This window comes from Enterocloster sp. (assembly GCF_057861365.1).
Window position 1 is genome coordinate 255,535 of the sequence record NZ_DBMACH010000002.1, and the last position, 19,253, is coordinate 274,787.

Genomic DNA, 19,253 nt, shown 5'->3' on the forward strand with positions numbered 1-19,253 from the left:
CCGGCGTCTGTAACAGGGCGTCGGGGTCTTTTTACAACGGTTTTTGGTATGTGATCCGATCCGCTGTATATCAATCACAAGGGAGGCTATGACATGAAAATCCGTGACATCTTAGCAGAGGGAAAACCAACCCTGTCATTTGAAGTATTTCCGCCCAAAACTCAGGATGCATTTGCATCGGTTGAGAAAGCGGCAGAGGAAATCGCAAGGCTGCATCCGGCCTTTATGAGCGTTACCTACGGCGCAGGAGGCGGCACCAGCGATTATACTGTAAAGATCGCGTCTGATCTGCAGGAAAACTGTGGGGTAACTCCGCTGGCTCATCTGACCTGTGTTTCTTCTACCAGAGAAAAGGTCCAGCAGGTATTGAACGAACTGAAGGAGCATAAGATCGAAAATATCCTTGCTTTAAGAGGTGACATTCCTCAGGATGGACAGACGCCTCAGGTATATCACTATGCCTCCGAACTGATCCGGGAGATCCGGGAGGCAGGAGATTTCTGTATCGGAGCCGCCTGCTACCCTGAAGGCCATGTGGAGTCTGCCAACAAGTCTGTGGATATGGATTATTTAAAGCAGAAGGTGGAGGCCGGCTGCGATTTTGTTACCACCCAGATGTTTTTTGACAACAGTATTCTCTACAGCTATCTGTACCGGATCCGGGAAAAGGGGATTACCGTACCTGTGATCGCGGGGATTATGCCTATTACAAATGTAAAGCAGGTAAAGCGCAGCATCCAGATGTCCGGCTGCCATATGCCGGCCCGCTTTATGTCCCTGGTGGATAAGTTCGGAGATGATCCCGCTGCCATGAAGCAGGCAGGAATCGCCTATGCCACGGATCAGATCATTGACCTGATCGCAAACGGCATCCGCGGAATCCATGTATATACCATGAATAAGCCAGATGTAGCGGCAAAGATCCGGGAAAATCTGTCAGATATTGTAAAATAAAAGATTCCATGCAGCAGGAGGCATATAGATGGACATTTCTTCTGTAAGCAGGAGAGAGGTGCTGCGTTATCTGGGATACAGGGGGCAGGCAGAACCGGATAGGGCAGTTGCAGATGAGATAGAAATGTGTCTGGGGCTTTTGGCAGAGAAGGCAGAGCCCAGGCATCGTGTCCGCTCTTTTTTACTGGAGCTGGGCCCGGAGCATGAGATTCGTTTTGACAGGGTTCATACAAGCAGCAGACAGCTTTCTAAAAATCTGGCAGGCTGCGGTGAAATTCTTGTTTTTGCCGCTACATTGGGGCTGGGGACAGATTATCTGATCCAGAGATATAACCGTCTGCAGATGAGCCGGGCAGTGATCCTGCAGGCTGCGGCTGCGGCCATGATCGAGGAATACTGTGACCGGGTCTGCAGGGAGTTAAAGGCAGCATATGAAGCAAAAGGGCTGTATCTTCGGCCAAGATTCAGTCCGGGTTACGGGGATTTTCCTCTGGAATGCCAGCCGTATCTTTTAGAGTGCGTGGATGGGGGAAAGCAGCTGGGAATCCGTCTTACGGGAGGGTATCTGATGATGCCGTCCAAATCTGTGACAGCGGTGATGGGGCTTGGAAGGACGCCCTGCGGCTGTGAGGTAAAAGGCTGTGAGGCCTGTGGAAAAAAGGACTGCGCCTATCGGCGGCAAACAGGAAGCGAGGATTAAGGAATGAACATTTTACAGGAAATGAGACAGCGGCGCCTGTTTTTTGACGGCGGTATGGGAAGCCTTTTGCAGGCTAAGGGATTAAAGGCAGGAGAACTGCCGGAGCGGTGGAACCTGACCCATCCGGAGGAAATCTGCGGGATCCATCGGATGTATCTTCAGGCAGGCTCTGATCTTATAACCACGAATACATTTGGAGCCAACCGCTTAAAATACGGCGAAGAATTGGAAAAAATTGTAAGTGAGGCGGTAAGCCATGCAAAAGAGGCCGTTAGGGCAGAAGGACACGGCTATGTGGCCCTGGATCTGGGTCCTACGGGAAAGCTCCTTAAGCCTCTTGGCGATCTGGAGTTTGAAGATGCGGTTGAGATTTATAAGGAAACCGTATCATATGGAGCCAGAGCGGGAGCCGATCTGGTGCTGATCGAAACCATGAGCGATTGCTATGAACTGAAGGCTGCTGTACTTGCAGCAAAGGAAGCGGGATTTTCTCCTGAAACAGGGGAGCGGCTGCCGATCTTTGCAACAGTCATCTTTGATGAAAAGGGAAAGCTTCTGACCGGCGGCGATGTGTCCTCTACCGTAGCTCTTTTGGAGGGGCTGGGAGTGGATGTGCTGGGAATTAACTGCGGTCTGGGCCCGGTACAGATGAAGGGAATCGTAGAAGAGCTTCTTTCTGTGTCATCAACCCCGGTGTTGGTAAATCCCAATGCAGGCCTTCCAAGAAGCGAGAACGGGGAAACGGTCTATGATATTGACGCAGTCCGGTTCGGCGAGGTTATGGAAGAAATTGTAAAAATGGGAGCTGTGATCGTGGGAGGGTGCTGTGGAACCGGGCCGGAGCATATCCGGGAAACGGTAAAGCGGTGTAAGGATCTTCCTGTGATGTGGCCGGAAAAAAAGAACCGGACCGTGGTTTCCTCCTATTCCCAGGCAGTGGTATTTGACAAAAAGACCGTAATTATCGGCGAGCGGATCAATCCTACGGGAAAGTCAAAATTTAAGCAGGCCCTCAGGGATCATAACCTGGAATATATCCTGCGGGAGGGCGTGACCCAGCAGGACAACGGCGCGGACATTTTGGATGTAAATGTAGGGCTGCCGGAGATTGACGAGCCCTCTATGATGGAGGCAGTGGTAAAGGAACTGCAGGCTGTGATCGATCTGCCACTGCAGATTGACACCTCCAATCCACAGGCCATGGAGCGGGCCCTGCGGATTTATAACGGAAAGGCTTTGATCAATTCTGTAAACGGAAAAAAAGAGGTAATGGATCAGATCTTTCCGCTGGTGGCAAAGTACGGCGGAGTGGTTGTGGGACTCTGTCTGGATGAAGACGGCATACCGGAGACGGCAGAGGGAAGGATTGCTGTGGGGAGAAAGATCATCAAGACAGCGGCCTCTTACGGCATCGGACCGGAGGATATTATCCTAGACGGCCTCTGCATGACAGTCAGCTCGGATAACAAAGGGGCGCTGACTACGTTAGAGACTCTGAGACGGATCCGGGACGAGCTGGGAGGCAAGTCTGTTCTGGGCGTATCCAATATCTCCTTTGGCCTGCCTCAGAGAGAAATCATAAACAGCTCATTTTTTACCATGGCCATGGAGTGCGGCTTAAACGGGGCGATCATCAACCCCAATTCCGAGGCTATGATGCGGGCCTATTACAGCTTCAATGCCTTAATGGACCGGGATCCCCAGTGCAGCCGGTATATTGATATTTATGGCAGTGAAACAGGTGGGCTGGGACAGACCCTTTCCCGGACAAAGGATACGGGAAAGGGAAAAGAAGGCGATTCTCTGGGAATACTGATTGAAAAAGGCCTGAAAGAGGCTGCGGCAGAGACGGTGGCAGCTCTTTTGGAGGAAAAGGATGCTCTGGATATTATTAACGGGGAAATGATCCCGGCTTTGGATCGGGTTGGAAAAGGATTTGAAAAGGGCAGTGTGTTCCTTCCCCAGCTTTTAATGAGCGCTGAGGCGGCAAAGGCGGCCTTTGAGGTGATCAAAGCTAAAATGGAAGGCAGCGGACAGGGACAGGAGAAAAAGGGAACGATTATTCTGGCTACGGTAAAGGGAGATATCCACGATATCGGAAAAAATATTGTCAAAGTGCTCCTGGAAAATTACAGCTACGAGGTTATTGATCTGGGAAAGGATGTGCCGCCGGAGAGAATTGTAGAGGAAGCAGTGAAACGCCATGTTCCTCTGGTAGGTTTAAGCGCCCTGATGACAACCACGGTTCCCAGTATGGAGGAAACCATCCGCCGGCTGAGAAAGGAAGCATCCTGGGTAAAGGTAATGGTGGGAGGCGCAGTGCTTACAAAGGAGTATGCGGATACCATTGGAGCAGATGCCTACTGTCGTGATGCCATGGCTTCGGTCCACTATGCGGAAACAGTAATCGGTTGAGAGATATCAGAAAGGAATCGTATGGGACATAACACAAGGGAAAACACAAAAATCCTTTTAAATGGCGCCTGGGTAGGAGGTACCATGACCGTACCGGGAGTCAGCGGAGGTACTATGGCAATGGTGCTGGGAATCTATGACCGCCTTATTTCCTCGGTGAGCCGTGTGTTTAAGGAGCCGAAACAATCCATTCCCTTTTTACTGTGGTTTGCACTGGGAGGGGCGGGGGGTATCCTGCTCTTTTCCAGAGGCATCAGCCTGCTTTTATCCTCCCGGTGGGAGGTTCCTGCCCGCTTTTTCTTCCTGGGAGCTGTCGGCGGAGGGATTCCCCTGATTTTTAAAGAAGCGGGAATTAAAAGATTTGGCTCCGGGGACGCTGTTTTTGTGGGAATCGGTATCTTAAGCGCTCTGCTGATCGGCCTGATCCCGGAAGGCCTGTTCACGCCGGGAGCAGGAGGGGTATCCGATATTCTCATACAGGCTTTAGGAGGAGTTATCATCGCAGTGGCCCTGGTCCTTCCCGGGATCAGTGCCTCCCAGATGCTCTATATGCTGGGAATCTATGAAAGCACTTTAAAAGCCGTGGGAAATATGGATATTGCCGCCTTGGTTCCTCTGGCGGCAGGCGGGCTTTTGGGCACCTTTTTTTCTGCAAAAGTGTTGGAAGGGCTGTTGGAAAAACATACCCGGCCCACCTTTCTTCTTATTCTTGGCTTTATGTTTGCTTCTCTGCCGGAGCTGTTTCCGGGAATTCCGGCAGGAGCAGAGGCAGTGTACAGCCTGGTGGCTGTGGGAGCGGGATTTATGCTGATTTATGGGATTGGGAGAATGAATTAGCTATAGCCATCCCCCATTTTCTGTGATATGATATACCCCTGATAAGCCTGTTTCGGGCGGACAATTGAAAAGGAAGGAAGACGGTTATGTATAAATGCTGTATGTTTGATCTGGACGGTACACTTGTAAATTCCATTTATGCTTTAAAGCGGTCTGTGGACGGAACACTGGCGCATTTTGGCCTGGGGCCGATCACCTTGGAAGATACAAAGACATTTGTAGGAGACGGGTATAAAAAACTGGTGGAACGGGCTTTAAAGGCGTACGGAGATCCGGAACTGGTTCATTTTGAAGAGGCGCTGAACGTGTATAACCGGGTATTTAAGGAATGTTGCCTTTACCGGGTAGAGGCATACGAGGGAATCCCGGAGCTTCTGGCATTTTTAAAGGAAAATCACATTCTCTGTACCGTTTTATCCAATAAGCCTCATGTAAGAACCATAGAGAATATAAACTATGTATTCGGGCCGGATGTTTTTGACAGGGTATATGGGGAACGGGAATCTGCGGGGATCAAAAAAAAACCGTCTCCAGAGGGGGTAGAAGCGCTGCTTGAGGAGCTTGGGATTTCTAAAGAGGAGTGCCTCTATCTGGGAGATACTAATACAGACATGGAAACAGGAAAAAATGCTCAGGTAGATACGGTGGGCGTACTCTGGGGCTTTCGTTCCAGGGATGAGCTTAAAGTGTATGAGCCTGCGCTTTTAGCGGAGCATCCCATGGATGTAGCGGAATTTATAAAGGGCGTGAATCACATTGAATAGACAGAAAAAAAGAAGTGGGGCATGGACGAAAACAGGCCTTCTGAAAACAGGTATCCTGTTTTTCGCCCTGCTTTTGGGCAGCCTTGCATTTACAGGCTGTGCGAAAAGAGAATCTCCGGGAATCCGGGGAGAGCAGGGCGGGGATGACCGCCTTTTTGTAGTCACTACCATTTTCCCCTACTATGATTTTGTGCGACAGATCGGAGGAGACCGGGTGCGGTTAAATCTGGTCGTACCGGCCGGGATGGACAGCCATTCCTTTGAACCTACGCCCGCAGATATGATTACCATTCAGAAAGCGGATCTGATGATCTGCAATGGAGGAGCCATGGAGCAGTGGGTGGATCAGGTCGCTGCATCCCTTGACACCAGCCGTCTGCGCCGTCTGACTATGATGGACTATGTAGATGTGGTAGAAGAAGAGGTTGTGGAAGGAATGGAGGAAGAGGAGCACGGTCATGAACACAGCCGTGAGGAGGAAGAGGCTGGGGAATTTGATGCCCATGACGGGCAGGAGCTTGATATTGAATACGATGAACATATCTGGACTTCTCCTGTGAATTCCATGAAGATTGTGGAGATTATTTCTGATACCCTGGCGGAAATGGATCCTGCAAACGAAGCCTATTACAGGGAAAATGCCGCCTCATATCTGGAAGAACTTTCTACACTGGATGAGCAGTTCAGGGAGATTGTATCAAATGGCCGCCACCGGATGATGGTGCTGGCGGATAAATTTCCTCTTCGGTATTTTGCGGATACGTATGGTTTGTCCTACCGGGCTGCATTTTCCGGCTGCAGTACCGATACAGAGCCAAGCGCCAGAACCATCGCATATCTTATTGACCGGGTGCGGGAAAATGATCTGAAAGCCGTATACTATCTGGAGCTTTCCAGTCACCGGACAGCAGATATCATCAGTGAAGAAACGGGGACAGAGCCACTTTTGTTTCATTCCTGCCACAATGTAAGCCGCAGGGAATTTGACGAGGGCGTGACCTATTTACAGCTTATGCGGCAGAATGCAGAGCACTTGAAGAAGGGACTTGAATAGGAAATGATAGAACCATTGATTAAATGTGAGCATGTGGATTTCGGATATGAAAACCAGGATGCGGTGGTAGATGTAAATATGGAGGTATGCCCCGGAGACTATCTCTGTATTGTAGGTGAAAACGGATCGGGAAAAAGTACGCTGATGAAAGGTCTTTTAGGCCTTTTAAAGCCCTCCGCAGGGGTACTTACGGTATCAGAGGAATTAAAGCACACGGGAATCGGCTATCTGCCCCAGCAGACGGCCGCCCAGAAGGATTTCCCGGCTTCCGTACAGGAGGTTGTCTTAAGCGGCTGCTTAAACCGCAGGGGACGCAGGCCCTTTTATTCCCGTACAGAAAAGGCGGTTGCGGCAGAAAATATGGAGCGCCTTGGGATTATGCCTCTGGCAAAGCAGTGCTACCGGGAGCTTTCCGGCGGGCAGCAGCAGAGAGTTCTGATTGCAAGGGCGTTGTGTGCTACCACCCGGCTTTTGATCCTGGACGAGCCTATTACGGGACTGGATCCCATGGCGATCCAGGACTTTTATGCCATGATAAGAAGGTTAAACCGCGAGGATGGGGTGGCGATCCTTATGGTATCCCATGATCTCAGAAATGCAGTGGAGGAGGCCAATAAGATTCTCCATCTGCAAAAGCAGGTGCTTTTTTACGGCCCTGCCCACGATTATATGAACAGTCAGGCTGCGGGCCATTTCTTCCATGAAAAGGAGCAGGGGCAGTGTATCCCTACGGCAGTCTGCCGGAAAGGAGGCTGCTGCCATGAGCATACTAAGTGAAATGCTGTCATATCCCTTTCTGGTACGCGCCCTGGTGGGAGGTATGTTGGTTTCTCTGTGCGCGTCCCTTTTAGGCGTAAGCCTTGTATTAAAACGCTATTCCATGATCGGGGACGGACTGTCCCACGTTTCCTTTGGAGCATTGTCCATCGCCCTGGCAATGGGCTGGTCGCCCCTTAAGGTGTCTATCCCGGTTGTAGTGCTGGCGGCCTTTTTCCTTCTTCGGATCACGGAAAACAGCCGGATCAAAAGCGATGCTGCCATCGCCATGATTTCAGCCAGCGCCCTGGCAATCGGTATTATCGTTACCTCCCTTACTACAGGAATGACCACAGATGTAAGTAGCTATATGTTCGGAAGCATTTTAGCCATGACAAAGGAGGATATGGCTCTGGCTGTAGTACTGAGCCTTGTGGTGCTGGGTCTTTTTGTGATCTGCTACAATCAGATGTTTGCAGTGACCTTTGATGAAAATTTTGCAAGGGCTACAGGCGTCAACGTGGGATTTTACAATATGGTGATTTCTGTCCTTACGGCGGTTACTATTGTGCTGGGAATGCGGATGATGGGAGCCATGCTGATTTCCAGCCTGGTGATTTTCCCCTGTCTTACCTCCATGCGCGTATTTAAAAGCTTCGGAGGAGTGATGATCTCTTCCGGGCTTTTATCCCTTGTGTGCTTTCTGTTGGGAATGATGGCATCCTATCAGTTTTCCACACCTGCCGGAGCCAGCGTGGTGGTGGTAAATCTGGCGGCCTTTGTGATCTTTGGCGCATGGCAGATGCTTGGGAGGAGAAAATAAGGGTAACAGTTCAGCCATGCGAAGATTCAGGCAGAAGAAGCGTTGAAAGCTTGCTTTCATAAGAACTTTTCTGTCTGAATCTTCATAGGGCGGACGCCCGATGCTTCTTGTCCGCTGTAAGCGGGCAAGAAGATGCAATGCTGAACTGTTACAAAAAGGAAAAATGGCAGCAGCTGTCTTGACATTCCCGGAGGGATGTGCCACAATATTTAGTTGGTAAGACTGTGACTGCAGTAGAAAGAAGGAAGAAATTAAAATGACAAAGATTGATATTATCTCCGGTTTCCTTGGAGCCGGAAAGACTACATTTATTAAGAAGCTTTTGCAGGAAGCCATTTCCGGCGAACAGGTTGTGCTGATCGAAAATGAGTTCGGCGAGATCGGGATCGACGGCGGATTTTTAAAGGATTCCGGCATTGAGATCCGTGAGATGAATTCCGGCTGTATCTGCTGTTCCCTGGTGGGAGATTTTGGAAAATCTCTGGCAGAGGTGCTGACGACCTATAAGCCGGACCGCATCATCATCGAGCCCTCCGGCGTAGGAAAGCTGTCTGATGTTATGAAAGCTGTAATCGACGTATCTGCAGATATGGATGTGGCCTTAAACAGCGCGGTTACCATTGTGGATGCGGCAAAGTGCAAAATGTATATGAAAAACTTCGGTGAATTTTTCAATAATCAGATTGAAAATGCAGGTACCATTGTTTTGAGCCGTACTGATATCACAGACCCGGCCAAGATCCAGAAGGATGTGGAGCTGATCCGTGAGAAAAATCCAAAGGCAGCCGTTGTGACGACTCCTCTGGGAGAGCTGGGCGGAGACCAGTTATTAGAGATTATTGAGAAGCGCGACACCATGCTGGATGATCTGATGGCAGAGGTGAGAGCGCATCACCATCATGATGAGGAGTGCGGCTGCGGTGAGCATCACCATGATCACGAGGGCCATGATCACCATCACGGCCATGAACATGGCGAGTCCTGTACCTGCGGCTGTCATGAGCATGAGGAGCATGAGCACCATCATCATCATGACCACGGCGAAGACTGCACCTGCGGCTGCCACGATCATGAGCATCACCACCATCATCATGCAGATGAAGTATTTACCAGCTGGGGCATGGAAACTATTGTTCCTGTTACCAGGGATCAGCTGGAGGACATCTTAAAGCGTCTGGCAGATACAAAGGAATTTGGCGATGTACTGCGGGCAAAGGGAATGCTTCCTACGGAAAATCCGGGAGAGTGGCTGTACTTTGATCTGGTTCCCCAGCAGTATGAGATCCGCCAGGGCCGTCCCGATTATACCGGTAAGGTATGTGTCATCGGAGCCAGCTTAAAGGAAGAAGAATTGAACAGCCTGTTTGGAAGAGGCTAAAGAGGTTGATATGATGGGAAATGAAATTGAAGATAATGTAATGCCCCTCTTTTTGATCAATGGATTTCTGGAAGCGGGAAAAACCCAGTTTTTGGAATTTACCATGGAGCAGGACTATTTTCAGACAGAAGGAAAAACACTGCTGATTGTCTGCGAAGAGGGAGATACGGAGTATGACGAGAAAAAGCTTAAGAAAAATCGGACAGCTGTGGTTTATGTGGATGATTTTTCAAAGCTTACCCCGGAATATCTCAACGAATTAGAAGTAATTTACCGTCCGGAACGGGTGATTATGGAGTGGAACGGCATGTGGAATCAGGACGAGTTAAAGCTTCCTGAAGACTGGTCCATCTACCAGCAGATCACGATCATTGACGGATCTACGTTTGATCTCTATGTTCAGAACATGAAGCCCCTGTTAGGAGCAATGCTTCGCGGTTCCGAGCTTGTAATCATGAACCGCTGTGATGGGATTTCGGATGAAAAGCTTACCTCTTACCGCCGGACCATCCGAGCCATGAGCCGGGACAGCGAGATCGTGCTGGAGGATGCAGAGGGTGAGATCGAACAGGCCACTCTGGAAGAGGATCTTCCCTATGATATCAATGCGGATGTAATTGAAATCAAGCCGGAGGATTACGGAATCTGGTATATTGACTGCATGGATCAGCCGGAACGGTATCAGGGAAAAACGGTGGAGTTCACAGCTATGGTATTAAAATCCCCCAAGTTTCCAAAGGGACAGTTCGTTCCGGGGCGTATGGCCATGACCTGCTGTGAAGCCGATATGACATTCCTTGGCTTTATGTGCAAATGGAAGGATGCAGAAAAGTACCGTACCAAGCAGTGGGTAAAGGTACGGGCCAAGGTAGGAATTGAGTATCAGAAGGACTACCACGGCGAAGGCCCGGTTCTCTATGGTGAAAATGTAGAATCGGCTGCAGAGATCAAGGATATTGTACAATTTTAAAAATGATGGGGATACTGGCTCAGAAAGGCCGGTATCCTCATATTTTATAAATAAGAGCGGATGCAAAAGGGGAGCAGGTAGGGCTTCTCACCTTTGAAACCATGGAAGATTCCGTAAAACTGGCATATGACTATACGAAAAAAAAATGCCTGCTATCCGAAAAGCGCTTCAGATGGCAGGCCGTTATATTAGCTGATGGTTATCATATAATCCTTGCCTCTCATTTCTACGGAGGCTTCTCTGTGATATTCATGAGCCAGCTTTAAAAGATTATCTCTGGTGTGGGCTGCATCCGACAGAACAGCCAGAGGCTCCTTTGGAGCAGCATCCATTTCATCCATTACAATCAGCACCGGCTCCGGGCAGGAAAGCCCTCTTACATCTATTTCTTTCATAAATTTTATCATCTCCTTTTTAAGAATTATTTTTTTGTTCTTCTCATACAGGAAGCAGCCACAGCAAAGAGCACCGCAATACATACGATACACATGATCCGTCCTGCAGGCGTGGTTCCTGTTCCGCTGGAAGCCAGGCCAAAGTTGTGGCACAGGGCTGCACCAACCAGCATGCCAAGCACATTAACAGCGGCATCCGAAGACCCCTGGCCTGCCAGAATCAGCTGGCGCAGAGGACAGCCTCCGGCTAATACGGCTGCAAAGCCTACGGTATAGGTGCCAAGGATATTCCAGAGAGTTTCTGCATGGGCAATAGGCTGGCCCTCAAATCCCGGTTTAAAATTGCCGGATACCAGGTTGTAAACCAGCATTACGCCAAAAAGTCCGGCAATTACACTTAAAAGATCAAAGTTTTTCATCAGGATCACATCGCGGATACCGCCTGCGAAGCAGGCTCTTGCTTTCTGAGCAGCGGCGCCGAAGATCAGACCGGCTGCCAGGGATACGAGGATGGGAGCATGAAGGCTTCCGGGACCTTCTGTACTTGCTGCAAAAAGAGGAGTAGCGATGCTTAAAACCAGAAGACTCAGGAAAATGGCAGGAATTATGTAGCCGTTTTCTTTTTTCGTATCAAAGGATCGTCCCAGACTGAAGCCCTTTTTCAAAAAGATACAGCCGGTGCCTACACCCAGCACAAAACCAATCAGTCCCATATAGGCATTCAGATCTCCGGCGGCCATACGGATGACCATGCGCAATGGACATCCCAGAAAAACCAGAGCGCCGATCATAGTAATAATTCCCAAAAGAAAGCGGATCATGGGAGAGGAGCCGGCGGTAGAGCGGTATTCCCCGGTGGCCATGGAAATAATGAAAGCTCCGGCTATCAGGCCTGCGATTTCAGGGCGCATATATTGTACAATGGGTGCCGTGTGCAGCTTGGCTGCGCCTGCAATGTCGCGGATAAAGCAGGCGATACAAAATGCCATATTTCCGGGATTTCCCATAATAGCCAGCCATACAGCCACGGCTCCCAGCAGGCCGCCCCATATAAGCAGCCCCTTTTTTGAATTGAGTGTTTCTTTCATTTCATTCCCTCCAAACGTTATATTTAAAAAAGAATAACGCAGGCAATAAAAAACGGCCTGACCACTCTGGGACGGTGGCCGAGCCGGCTTTTACTGAAACATTTAGGAAGCTCCAACTGCGTATTCCTTTTTCTGATTAAATTGTAGCATTAACAGAAGGGGAGGTCAACTGGTTTTTGTATAATTTTCCAATTCAGGAAAAATGAGTTGAAGAAAAATTCTCAAAAACTGGACATGCCGCCGGTTTTGTGTTAAACTACTATGGTTGTGAGTAAGACAGATGGCCGCTGCTGCGATACCGAGAGGCCGCAGGAGAGGAAAGTCCGGGCTTCACAGGGCAGGGTGCCAGATAACGTCTGGCGGAGGCGACTCCAGGGACAGTGCAACAGAAATATACCGCCAGTCTGCGAAAGCAGGCAGGTAAGGGTGGAAGGGCAGTGTAAGAGACTACCGCCCGGCTGGTAACAGGCGGGGCACATGTAAACCCCACTCGAAGCAAGACCAAACAGGAAGCATATGGCGGCCCGTCAGCTTCCGGGTAGGTTGCTTGAGACTGCTGGCGACAGCAGTTCTAGATAGATGGCCATCCAACGACATAACCCGGCTTATCGTTTTGCTCACACGTGAAGAGAGATCATCTAAGCAAAGGACGCATACAGCGGCTTTTGGAGGGGTGGTCTTTTTTGTTGCCTGAAAGGATGGAAAGGGTAGATAAAATAGCCTTGACAAGTGAACGATTGTTTACTTCTGGAGGTCTTACTATGACGGACACAAAAGAAAGTATTTTAAAAGCTGCGCTGGGATTATTTGTCGTAAAGGGCTACGAAGCAGTTTCAGTCAGCCAGATTGCAGGGACTCTGGGCATGACAAAAGGCGCATTATATAAGCATTACAAAAATAAAAGAGATGTCTTTGATTCTATTTTTACATATGTCTGTGAACTGGATGCAGAACGCTCCAGAAAGAGCGGCGTCCCTGAAAAGGAGTTTTCCGAAATGCCAGATTCCTTTTCAGATGTATCTCCCAAAAGCCTGAAGGAGTATATGCTTTCCCAGTTTCATTATTGGAGTATGGATGAAACTGCCTGCAATTTTCGGAAAATGCTGACCCTCGAACAGTATAAAACCACAGAAGCAGGCACATTGTATGAAAAGGTTTTAACAGACGGTCCGCTAACTTACATAGAAGATATTTTTCGTGAAATGATAATACATGACAAGCTTATAAAAAAAGAGCCCAGACAGCTGGCAGTTGAGTTTTATGCGCCGTTTTATTTGTTACTAAACATGGCCGACAGGACTGGACGTAAGAAAGACAAAGAAGAGATGGAAGACGTCTACGAGAAGCATATGGATGATTTTTTTCGCAAATATTTATTGCCTGAGGAGGAAACAAGAATGCAGGAAATGATCAATATCAGAAATGAAGAGAAAGCAGACTACGCAATCGTTGAGCAGATCACAAGAGAAGCCTTTTACAATATGTATGTTCCCGGATGCGTCGAGCATTATCTGGTGCATATTATGCGGGAACATGAGGATTTTATACCGGAGCTGGACTTTGTCCTGGAGTTAAATGGAACTGTAATAGGAAATATCATGTACACAAAAGCATGGCTTTTGGATGAAGAAGGAAATAAAAAGGAGATTTTGACCTTTGGCCCGGTCTGCATTAAGCCTGGTTATCAGAGAAGGGGCTATGGCAGAAAGCTGATCGAACATTCCTTTGAAAAGGCTGTTAAGCTTGGATATGACACAGTGGTGATATTTGGAAGCCCGGTCAATTATGTGGGGTGCGGCTTTAAGAGCTGCAAAAAATACAATGTAGGTACGGAAAATGGAAAATATCATTCTGCAATGATGGTAAGGGAACTGATTCCCGGCGCTCTTGACGGACACAAATGGATTTACCAGGACAGCCCGGTGATGGCAATCAGTGAAGAAGAGGCACAGAAATATGATGATACTCTGGAAAAGATGGAAAAGAAATACCAGCCCAGCCAGGATGAATTTTATATTATGAGCCATTCGTTTATAGAAGAATAGGATCGAAAATGGGAGGCCCCGTCAAAGGGAACCTCCCATTTTGAATATACGTTTAAATTACTCTACCGTCTTTAAATCAAATCCAAAGTAATTTACAGCATTGTTGTAACAGATACCCTTTACGATGGTCTCTAAGGACTTCATATCTGCCGGATATTCGCCGTTGTCTACCCAGCCGCCGATCAGTTCGCACATAATGCGGCGGAAATACTCATGTCTGGTGTAGGACAGGAAGCTTCTGGAGTCGGTCAGCATACCAATGAAGTTTCCGAGGCAGCCTAAGTTTCCAAGAGAGGTCATCTGCTCGGTCATGCCGGTCTTGTGATCATTGAACCACCATGCGGAACCCTGCTGGATCTTGCCGGGGAACTTCTCCTGGAAGCAGCCCAGGATGGTGCCGATGGAAGCATTATCATTTGGATTTAAGGAGTAGATGATGGTCTTTGGAATCTCATTGGTAGCGCTTAATGCATTTAAGAAGTCTGCCATCTGTGCGCTTGGAGCATAGTTGTTGATACAGTCAAAGCCGGTATCAGGACCAAGCTGCTCAAACATATATGCGTTGTTGTCGCGCTTGCAGCCGTAGTGAAGCTGCATGATCCAGCCCATTCTGTTGTATTCTCTTGCAACAAACAGCATGAACGCGGTCTTGTACTTTAACTCTTCTTCGCGGGAAACAGCTTCGCCCTTTAAGCCCTTTGCGATGATGGCGTCCACCTCTGCGTCAGAAGCAGGAGCGTACATTACATACTCAAGAGCATGGTCGGATACACAGCACTTCATGGAATTAAAGAATTCCATACGGTTCTTTAAGGCCTCTTTTAAAGAAGCAAAATCCTTGATCTCAACGCCGCTTACCTCAGAGAGCTGTTTAATATAAGCTGCATAGGTTGGCTTTTCAACGTTCATAGCCTTATCAGGTCTCCATGCGGGAAGAACCTGTACCTCAAAGGAAGTATCCTCAGCCAGCTTCTTGTGGTATTCCAGAGTGTCAACCGGATCATCGGTGGTGCAGATTAAGGTAACATTGGACTGGCGGATCAGGTTGCGTACAGTCATGGAATCCTCCTGCAGCTTTGCGTTGCACAGATTCCATACTTCCTCAGCGGTATCGCCGTTTAAGTAGCCCTCGTAGCCGAAGTATCTTCTTAATTCAAGATGGCTCCAGTGGTACAGGGGGTTGCCGATCAGCTTTGGAAGGGTCTCGGCCCAAGCCTGGAATTTCTCCCTGTCCGTAGCGTCGCCGGTGATATATTTTTCATCAACGCCGTTGGAACGCATCTGACGCCATTTGTAGTGGTCGCCTCCCAGCCATACCTGAGTGATATTCTCAAATTTGCGGTCCTCACAGATTTCCTGGGGATTAATATGGCAGTGATAGTCCAGGATAGGCATGGTCTCAGCATAGTCGTGATAAAGCTTCTGAGCCATTTCGGTAGATAATAAGAAATCCTTGTCTAAAAACTGTTTCATTTTAGTAGAGCCTCCTTAAATGTTAAAAGTTTGTGGTGTTTCTTTTTATAAGATCAGAGGCGATCGTAGTCCGGCTGGGCACAGATTCGCCGCTGAAAACTTCCATAAGTGTTTTTACTGTAGTCGTACACAATGTCTCCACCCGGCTGTCGATAGAGGTGATCTCAGGATCTGTACAGCGGGATAAAAGAGAATTATTATAGCCGATGATACTGAGCTGGTCTGGTACGGAAATCCCTTTTGCATGGGCGTATTTAACCGCTCCTACTGCCAGGGAATCATCCGAGGTTACAACTGCATCGAAGTCAATCCCCTGTTTCGACAGTCTTAGGAGCAGGTCTCTGGCATCCTCAAGATTTTTGGGACACTGATGGATCAGATCCTCCCGCACGGGAAGTCCGCAGGAAGTAAGAGCTGCCTTATATCCATCCATCTTGTTTAACCCGCTGTAAGAATAGCTGGTATACAGATAAAGAATCCGCCTGCTTCCGGAACGGATCAGCCGGGAAACCGCATCATACACAGCAGAATAATCATCGCAGACTGTGCTGTAGATATTTTCCCCCTCCAGATAACCGTTTACAAGCATGACAGGTATATCATGTGCAGCTTTTAAGATATAATCATTATCCTTGGGGCAAAGCTCCACAAATTTTGAACCGGCCAGAATAATGGCGTCTACACGCTTGGAGCGCAGCAGATTAAAATACTTCTGCTTGACCTTCAGATCATAACCCGTACAGCAGAGAATAGAATCATAGTTATGGCTGCGAAGTTCCCGTTCCAGATAGTAGATGGCACCGGCCAGATAGGGATCGGAGGAATCGGAACACATGATCCCTATGGTCTGCATGGTGTCAAGCCCCAGTCCTCTGGCAAATACATTGGGTGTATAGCCAAGTTCATCCATGACGCGCAGAACCTTTTCACGGGTACGCTCGCTGACATTGGGATTGCCGTTTAATACACGGGAAACCGTGGCAATGGATACTCCGGCATGTTTTGATACATCATATATATTCATGTATGGAATAACCTCACATTCTGTAAGCGCTTACAAGCTAACTTTATTATACATTTTTTCGGAAAATATTGCAAGAGTTTTCTATTTTTTTATTGACTTCTTACGGGAAAATGGATAAAATGAATGTAAGCACTTACATAGACCTGACCGGCATCCCCAAAAGACTGTCAGGCCAGAGAGCACCAAGTAAAGAACAGGAGAATGAAGCGATCATGCAGGATATTGTAAAGATCAATCAGAATGACAATGTTGCCGTTGCACTGCGCCCTTTAAATAAGGGAGAGGTACTGCAGGCGGCAGAAACCGCAGTGACCCTTATGGAAGATATCCCCCAGGGCCACAAGTTTGCGCTGAGGGAAATAAAGAGCGGAGAAGAGGTTGTAAAGTACGGCTTCCGCATCGGTTTTGCCAAGGAGGATATCCAGCCGGGACAGTGGGTTCACGTTCATAATGTGAAGACGGCTCTTGGAGATGTTCTTACTTATGATTATGAGCCGGAAGGCCATCAGGATGTAGAACCCACAGAGCACACATATTTTGAAGGCTACCGCAGAACCGACGGGAAGGCAGGAATCCGCAATGAAATCTGGATCATTCCTACCGTAGGCTGTGTGAACTCCATTGCAAAGGCCCTGGAAACGGCTGCTAAGAAATTTGTGGGAGGTAATGTAGAGGACGTGATCGCATTCCAGCATCCATACGGCTGCTCCCAGATGGGAGACGATCAGGAGAATACCCGTAAGGTTCTGGCAGATATGATCCACCATCCAAATGCAGGCGGCGTGCTTGTTCTGGGACTGGGCTGCGAAAACAGCAATATTCCTGTGCTTATGGACTATATCGGAGCGTATGACGAACAGAGAGTGAAGTTCCTCCAGTGCCAGGATGTAGAGGACGAGATGGAGGAGGCCATGAAGCTGATCGGAGAGCTGGCAGTCTATGCAGGAGCATTTTCCAGAGAGAAAATTGATGCCAGCGAGCTGATTATCGGCATGAAATGCGGCGGCTCCGACGGACTTTCCGGAATCACGGCCAATCCGGTAGTAGGAGCATTTTCCGATCTTTTAGTAAGCAAGGGCGGTACAACGATCCTGACTGAGGTGCCTGAGATGTTCGGCGCTGAGACCCTTCTTATGAACCGCTGTGCAACTCCGGAACTTTTTGACAAGACCGTAGACCTGATCAATAATTTTAAAAATTACTTCACAAGCCATAACCAGACCATTTATGAAAATCCATCCCCCGGTAACAAAAAGGGCGGTATTTCCACTCTGGAGGACAAGTCCTTAGGCTGCACCCAGAAGTCCGGAAGCGCTCTTGTAAAGGGAGTGCTGGAGTACGGCGAACCGGTTAAGGTAAAGGGCTTAAATCTTTTAAGTGCTCCCGGCAATGACCTGGTGGCAGCTACGGCCCTGGCTGTGTCCGGCGCCCATATGGTGCTCTTTACAACCGGCCGCGGCACACCCTTTGCATCCCCGGTTCCTACTGTAAAGATTTCCAGTAATTCCAAGCTTGCAGGCCACAAGAATAACTGGATCGATTTTAACGCAGGCCGTATGGTCGAGGATAAGACAAAGGAAGAACTGGCAGAGGAACTGCTTGGCTATGTGCTGGAGGTTGCTTCCGGCCGCAAGGTAAAATCTGAGGAAGCAGGTTTCCATGATATGGCTATCTTTAAACAGGGCGTGACCCTGTAAAATGAACCGGGCAGGTAGTCCGGACTGCATATAATAAGGAGACACGATGAAATTAAACAGGACGGCACTGCGGACGGTGGATATATTAAAACTGGTGTCAAAAAAGCCGGACGGCATTACGCTGGATCAGATCTGTGAGCAGCTTTCCATCCCAAAGACAAGCGCCTATGATATTCTTACAACTCTGGTGCATACGGGGATGGTTCATGTGGCCAGAGAGCAGAAGCAGCGTTATACCATAGGGCTTACCGCCTATCGGGTAGGAATCAATTATACCAACAATATGGATTTTATCGGAACCATAGACCCGGTTTTAAAGGCTTTTTCAAAAGAAGTGGGAAAGACCGTATTCTTCGGCGTCCGGGCGGATGACGAGATCGTATATATCTGTAAATATGAGCCGGAAAATCCCATTATCACAACAGCCACGGTAGGCACTAAAAACCCTATTTACTGCACCTCACTTGGAAAAGCGATCCTGGCTTATTCAGAAGAGGAAGAGCGGCTGGCTCTTACGGAGCGGATCCATTTCAGGGCATTTACAGAACGTACCATCCGGGATAAGGCCTGTTTTCTAGATGAACTGGAAAAAGTAAAGGAAAAGGGCTATGCCCTGGACGCCAGAGAACTGGAGGAGCATATGGAATGTGTCGGCGCTCCGGTTTTTGGCCCGGATGGAACGGTTATGGGAGCGATCAGCGTTTCCAGCCTTTATAAGCCAACAGAGGATTATGAAGCGCTGGGACGAAGAGTCTGTGAAAAGGCCGCCATGCTTTCAAGGCTTTTGGGATATATAGGTAAAAGATAATGGGCGGATTGCGTGTAAAAATGTACATTTTTTCGCTGGTTTCCTGTTGACAAATCATGCGGTAACTATTAG

17 protein-coding genes, 1 other RNA gene and 1 pseudogene are annotated in these 19,253 nt (G+C 48.5%); 15 read left to right on the plus strand and 4 right to left on the minus strand.

Annotated features, from left to right (window positions below; translation table 11 throughout):
* Nucleotides 1-93 precede the first annotated feature (93 nt).
* The 10 genes from metF (at nucleotide 94) to ACZM6M_RS04010 (ending at nucleotide 10,651) form a co-directional block, all read left to right on the plus strand.
* A complete protein-coding gene (gene metF / locus ACZM6M_RS03965; RefSeq protein WP_066549193.1) occupies nucleotides 94-954 on the plus strand; it encodes a methylenetetrahydrofolate reductase [NAD(P)H] in 861 nt (286 codons plus the stop codon).
* A gap of 28 nt (nucleotides 955-982) precedes the next feature.
* On the plus strand, nucleotides 983-1,654 hold the full coding sequence (locus ACZM6M_RS03970) for a Vitamin B12 dependent methionine synthase activation subunit (protein WP_066549190.1): 672 nt from the start codon (nucleotides 983-985) through the stop codon (nucleotides 1,652-1,654).
* 3 nt (nucleotides 1,655-1,657) lie between these two features.
* Nucleotides 1,658-4,069 carry a homocysteine S-methyltransferase family protein gene (locus ACZM6M_RS03975; protein WP_337933890.1) on the plus strand — a complete coding sequence of 804 codons (2,412 nt, stop codon included), beginning with the start codon at nucleotides 1,658-1,660 and terminating at the stop codon, nucleotides 4,067-4,069.
* 21 nt (nucleotides 4,070-4,090) lie between these two features.
* Nucleotides 4,091-4,906: a DUF368 domain-containing protein gene (locus ACZM6M_RS03980; RefSeq protein ID WP_340276971.1), complete on the plus strand. Its 816-nt coding sequence runs from the start codon at nucleotides 4,091-4,093 to the stop codon at nucleotides 4,904-4,906.
* An 86-nt stretch (nucleotides 4,907-4,992) separates the two neighbouring features.
* Nucleotides 4,993-5,670: an HAD family hydrolase gene (locus ACZM6M_RS03985; protein WP_066549186.1), complete on the plus strand. Its 678-nt coding sequence runs from the start codon at nucleotides 4,993-4,995 to the stop codon at nucleotides 5,668-5,670.
* Complete coding sequence (locus tag ACZM6M_RS03990) at nucleotides 5,663-6,724, plus strand: metal ABC transporter substrate-binding protein (RefSeq protein WP_417301044.1); 1,062 nt, start codon at nucleotides 5,663-5,665, stop codon at nucleotides 6,722-6,724. The genes ACZM6M_RS03985 and ACZM6M_RS03990 overlap by 8 nt, the downstream gene beginning before the upstream one ends.
* Before the next feature lie 6 nt (nucleotides 6,725-6,730).
* Nucleotides 6,731-7,501, plus strand: coding sequence for a metal ABC transporter ATP-binding protein (locus ACZM6M_RS03995; protein ID WP_337933937.1), 771 nt, complete (start codon nucleotides 6,731-6,733; stop codon nucleotides 7,499-7,501).
* Entirely contained in the window at nucleotides 7,485-8,303 is an 819-nt protein-coding gene (locus ACZM6M_RS04000) for a metal ABC transporter permease (protein ID WP_337933885.1), read from the plus strand. Before ACZM6M_RS03995 ends, ACZM6M_RS04000 begins: the two co-directional genes overlap by 17 nt.
* Nucleotides 8,304-8,559: 256 nt before the next feature.
* The gene (locus ACZM6M_RS04005) at nucleotides 8,560-9,681 is read left to right on the plus strand and encodes a CobW family GTP-binding protein (protein ID WP_337433896.1); all 1,122 of its coding nucleotides are present in this window, start codon (nucleotides 8,560-8,562) and stop codon (nucleotides 9,679-9,681) included.
* A gap of 13 nt (nucleotides 9,682-9,694) precedes the next feature.
* Entirely contained in the window at nucleotides 9,695-10,651 is a 957-nt protein-coding gene (locus tag ACZM6M_RS04010; RefSeq protein WP_320915130.1) for a TIGR03943 family putative permease subunit, read from the plus strand.
* 188 nt (nucleotides 10,652-10,839) lie between these two features.
* On the opposite strand, the gene ACZM6M_RS04015 is transcribed toward ACZM6M_RS04010, so the two are convergent.
* Nucleotides 10,840-11,046: a sulfurtransferase TusA family protein gene (locus tag ACZM6M_RS04015; RefSeq protein WP_418926223.1), complete on the minus strand. Its 207-nt coding sequence runs from the start codon at nucleotides 11,044-11,046 to the stop codon at nucleotides 10,840-10,842.
* A 26-nt stretch (nucleotides 11,047-11,072) separates the two neighbouring features.
* Nucleotides 11,073-12,134, minus strand: a complete 1,062-nt coding sequence (yedE, locus tag ACZM6M_RS04020; protein ID WP_337933880.1) for a YedE family putative selenium transporter — start codon at nucleotides 12,132-12,134, stop codon at nucleotides 11,073-11,075.
* A gap of 268 nt (nucleotides 12,135-12,402) precedes the next feature.
* Here yedE and rnpB point away from each other — a divergent pair.
* The 3 genes and pseudogenes from rnpB (at nucleotide 12,403) to ACZM6M_RS04035 (ending at nucleotide 14,179) form a co-directional block, all read left to right on the plus strand.
* An RNA gene (gene rnpB, locus ACZM6M_RS04025) (RNase P RNA component class A) lies at nucleotides 12,403-12,758 on the plus strand.
* Between the two features lie 137 nt (nucleotides 12,759-12,895).
* Nucleotides 12,896-13,042, plus strand: a pseudogene (locus ACZM6M_RS04030) (TetR/AcrR family transcriptional regulator); the annotation flags it as partial.
* Between the two features lie 498 nt (nucleotides 13,043-13,540).
* Entirely contained in the window at nucleotides 13,541-14,179 is a 639-nt protein-coding gene (locus tag ACZM6M_RS04035; RefSeq protein ID WP_337434035.1) for a GNAT family N-acetyltransferase, read from the plus strand.
* 57 nt (nucleotides 14,180-14,236) lie between these two features.
* Here ACZM6M_RS04035 and uxaC read toward each other — a convergent pair whose 3' ends face one another.
* Both uxaC and ACZM6M_RS04045 read right to left on the minus strand, forming a co-directional pair.
* On the minus strand, nucleotides 14,237-15,652 hold the full coding sequence (gene uxaC, locus ACZM6M_RS04040) for a glucuronate isomerase (protein ID WP_296038523.1): 1,416 nt from the start codon (nucleotides 15,650-15,652) through the stop codon (nucleotides 14,237-14,239).
* A gap of 22 nt (nucleotides 15,653-15,674) precedes the next feature.
* On the minus strand, nucleotides 15,675-16,676 hold the full coding sequence (locus ACZM6M_RS04045; RefSeq protein ID WP_337433894.1) for a LacI family DNA-binding transcriptional regulator: 1,002 nt from the start codon (nucleotides 16,674-16,676) through the stop codon (nucleotides 15,675-15,677).
* A 212-nt stretch (nucleotides 16,677-16,888) separates the two neighbouring features.
* Here ACZM6M_RS04045 and ACZM6M_RS04050 point away from each other — a divergent pair, with 212 nt between their 5' ends.
* Nucleotides 16,889-18,373: a UxaA family hydrolase gene (locus ACZM6M_RS04050; RefSeq protein ID WP_418926227.1), complete on the plus strand. Its 1,485-nt coding sequence runs from the start codon at nucleotides 16,889-16,891 to the stop codon at nucleotides 18,371-18,373.
* A gap of 46 nt (nucleotides 18,374-18,419) precedes the next feature.
* On the plus strand, nucleotides 18,420-19,181 hold the full coding sequence (locus tag ACZM6M_RS04055; protein ID WP_296038520.1) for an IclR family transcriptional regulator: 762 nt from the start codon (nucleotides 18,420-18,422) through the stop codon (nucleotides 19,179-19,181).
* The last annotated feature ends 72 nt before the right edge of the window (nucleotides 19,182-19,253 follow it).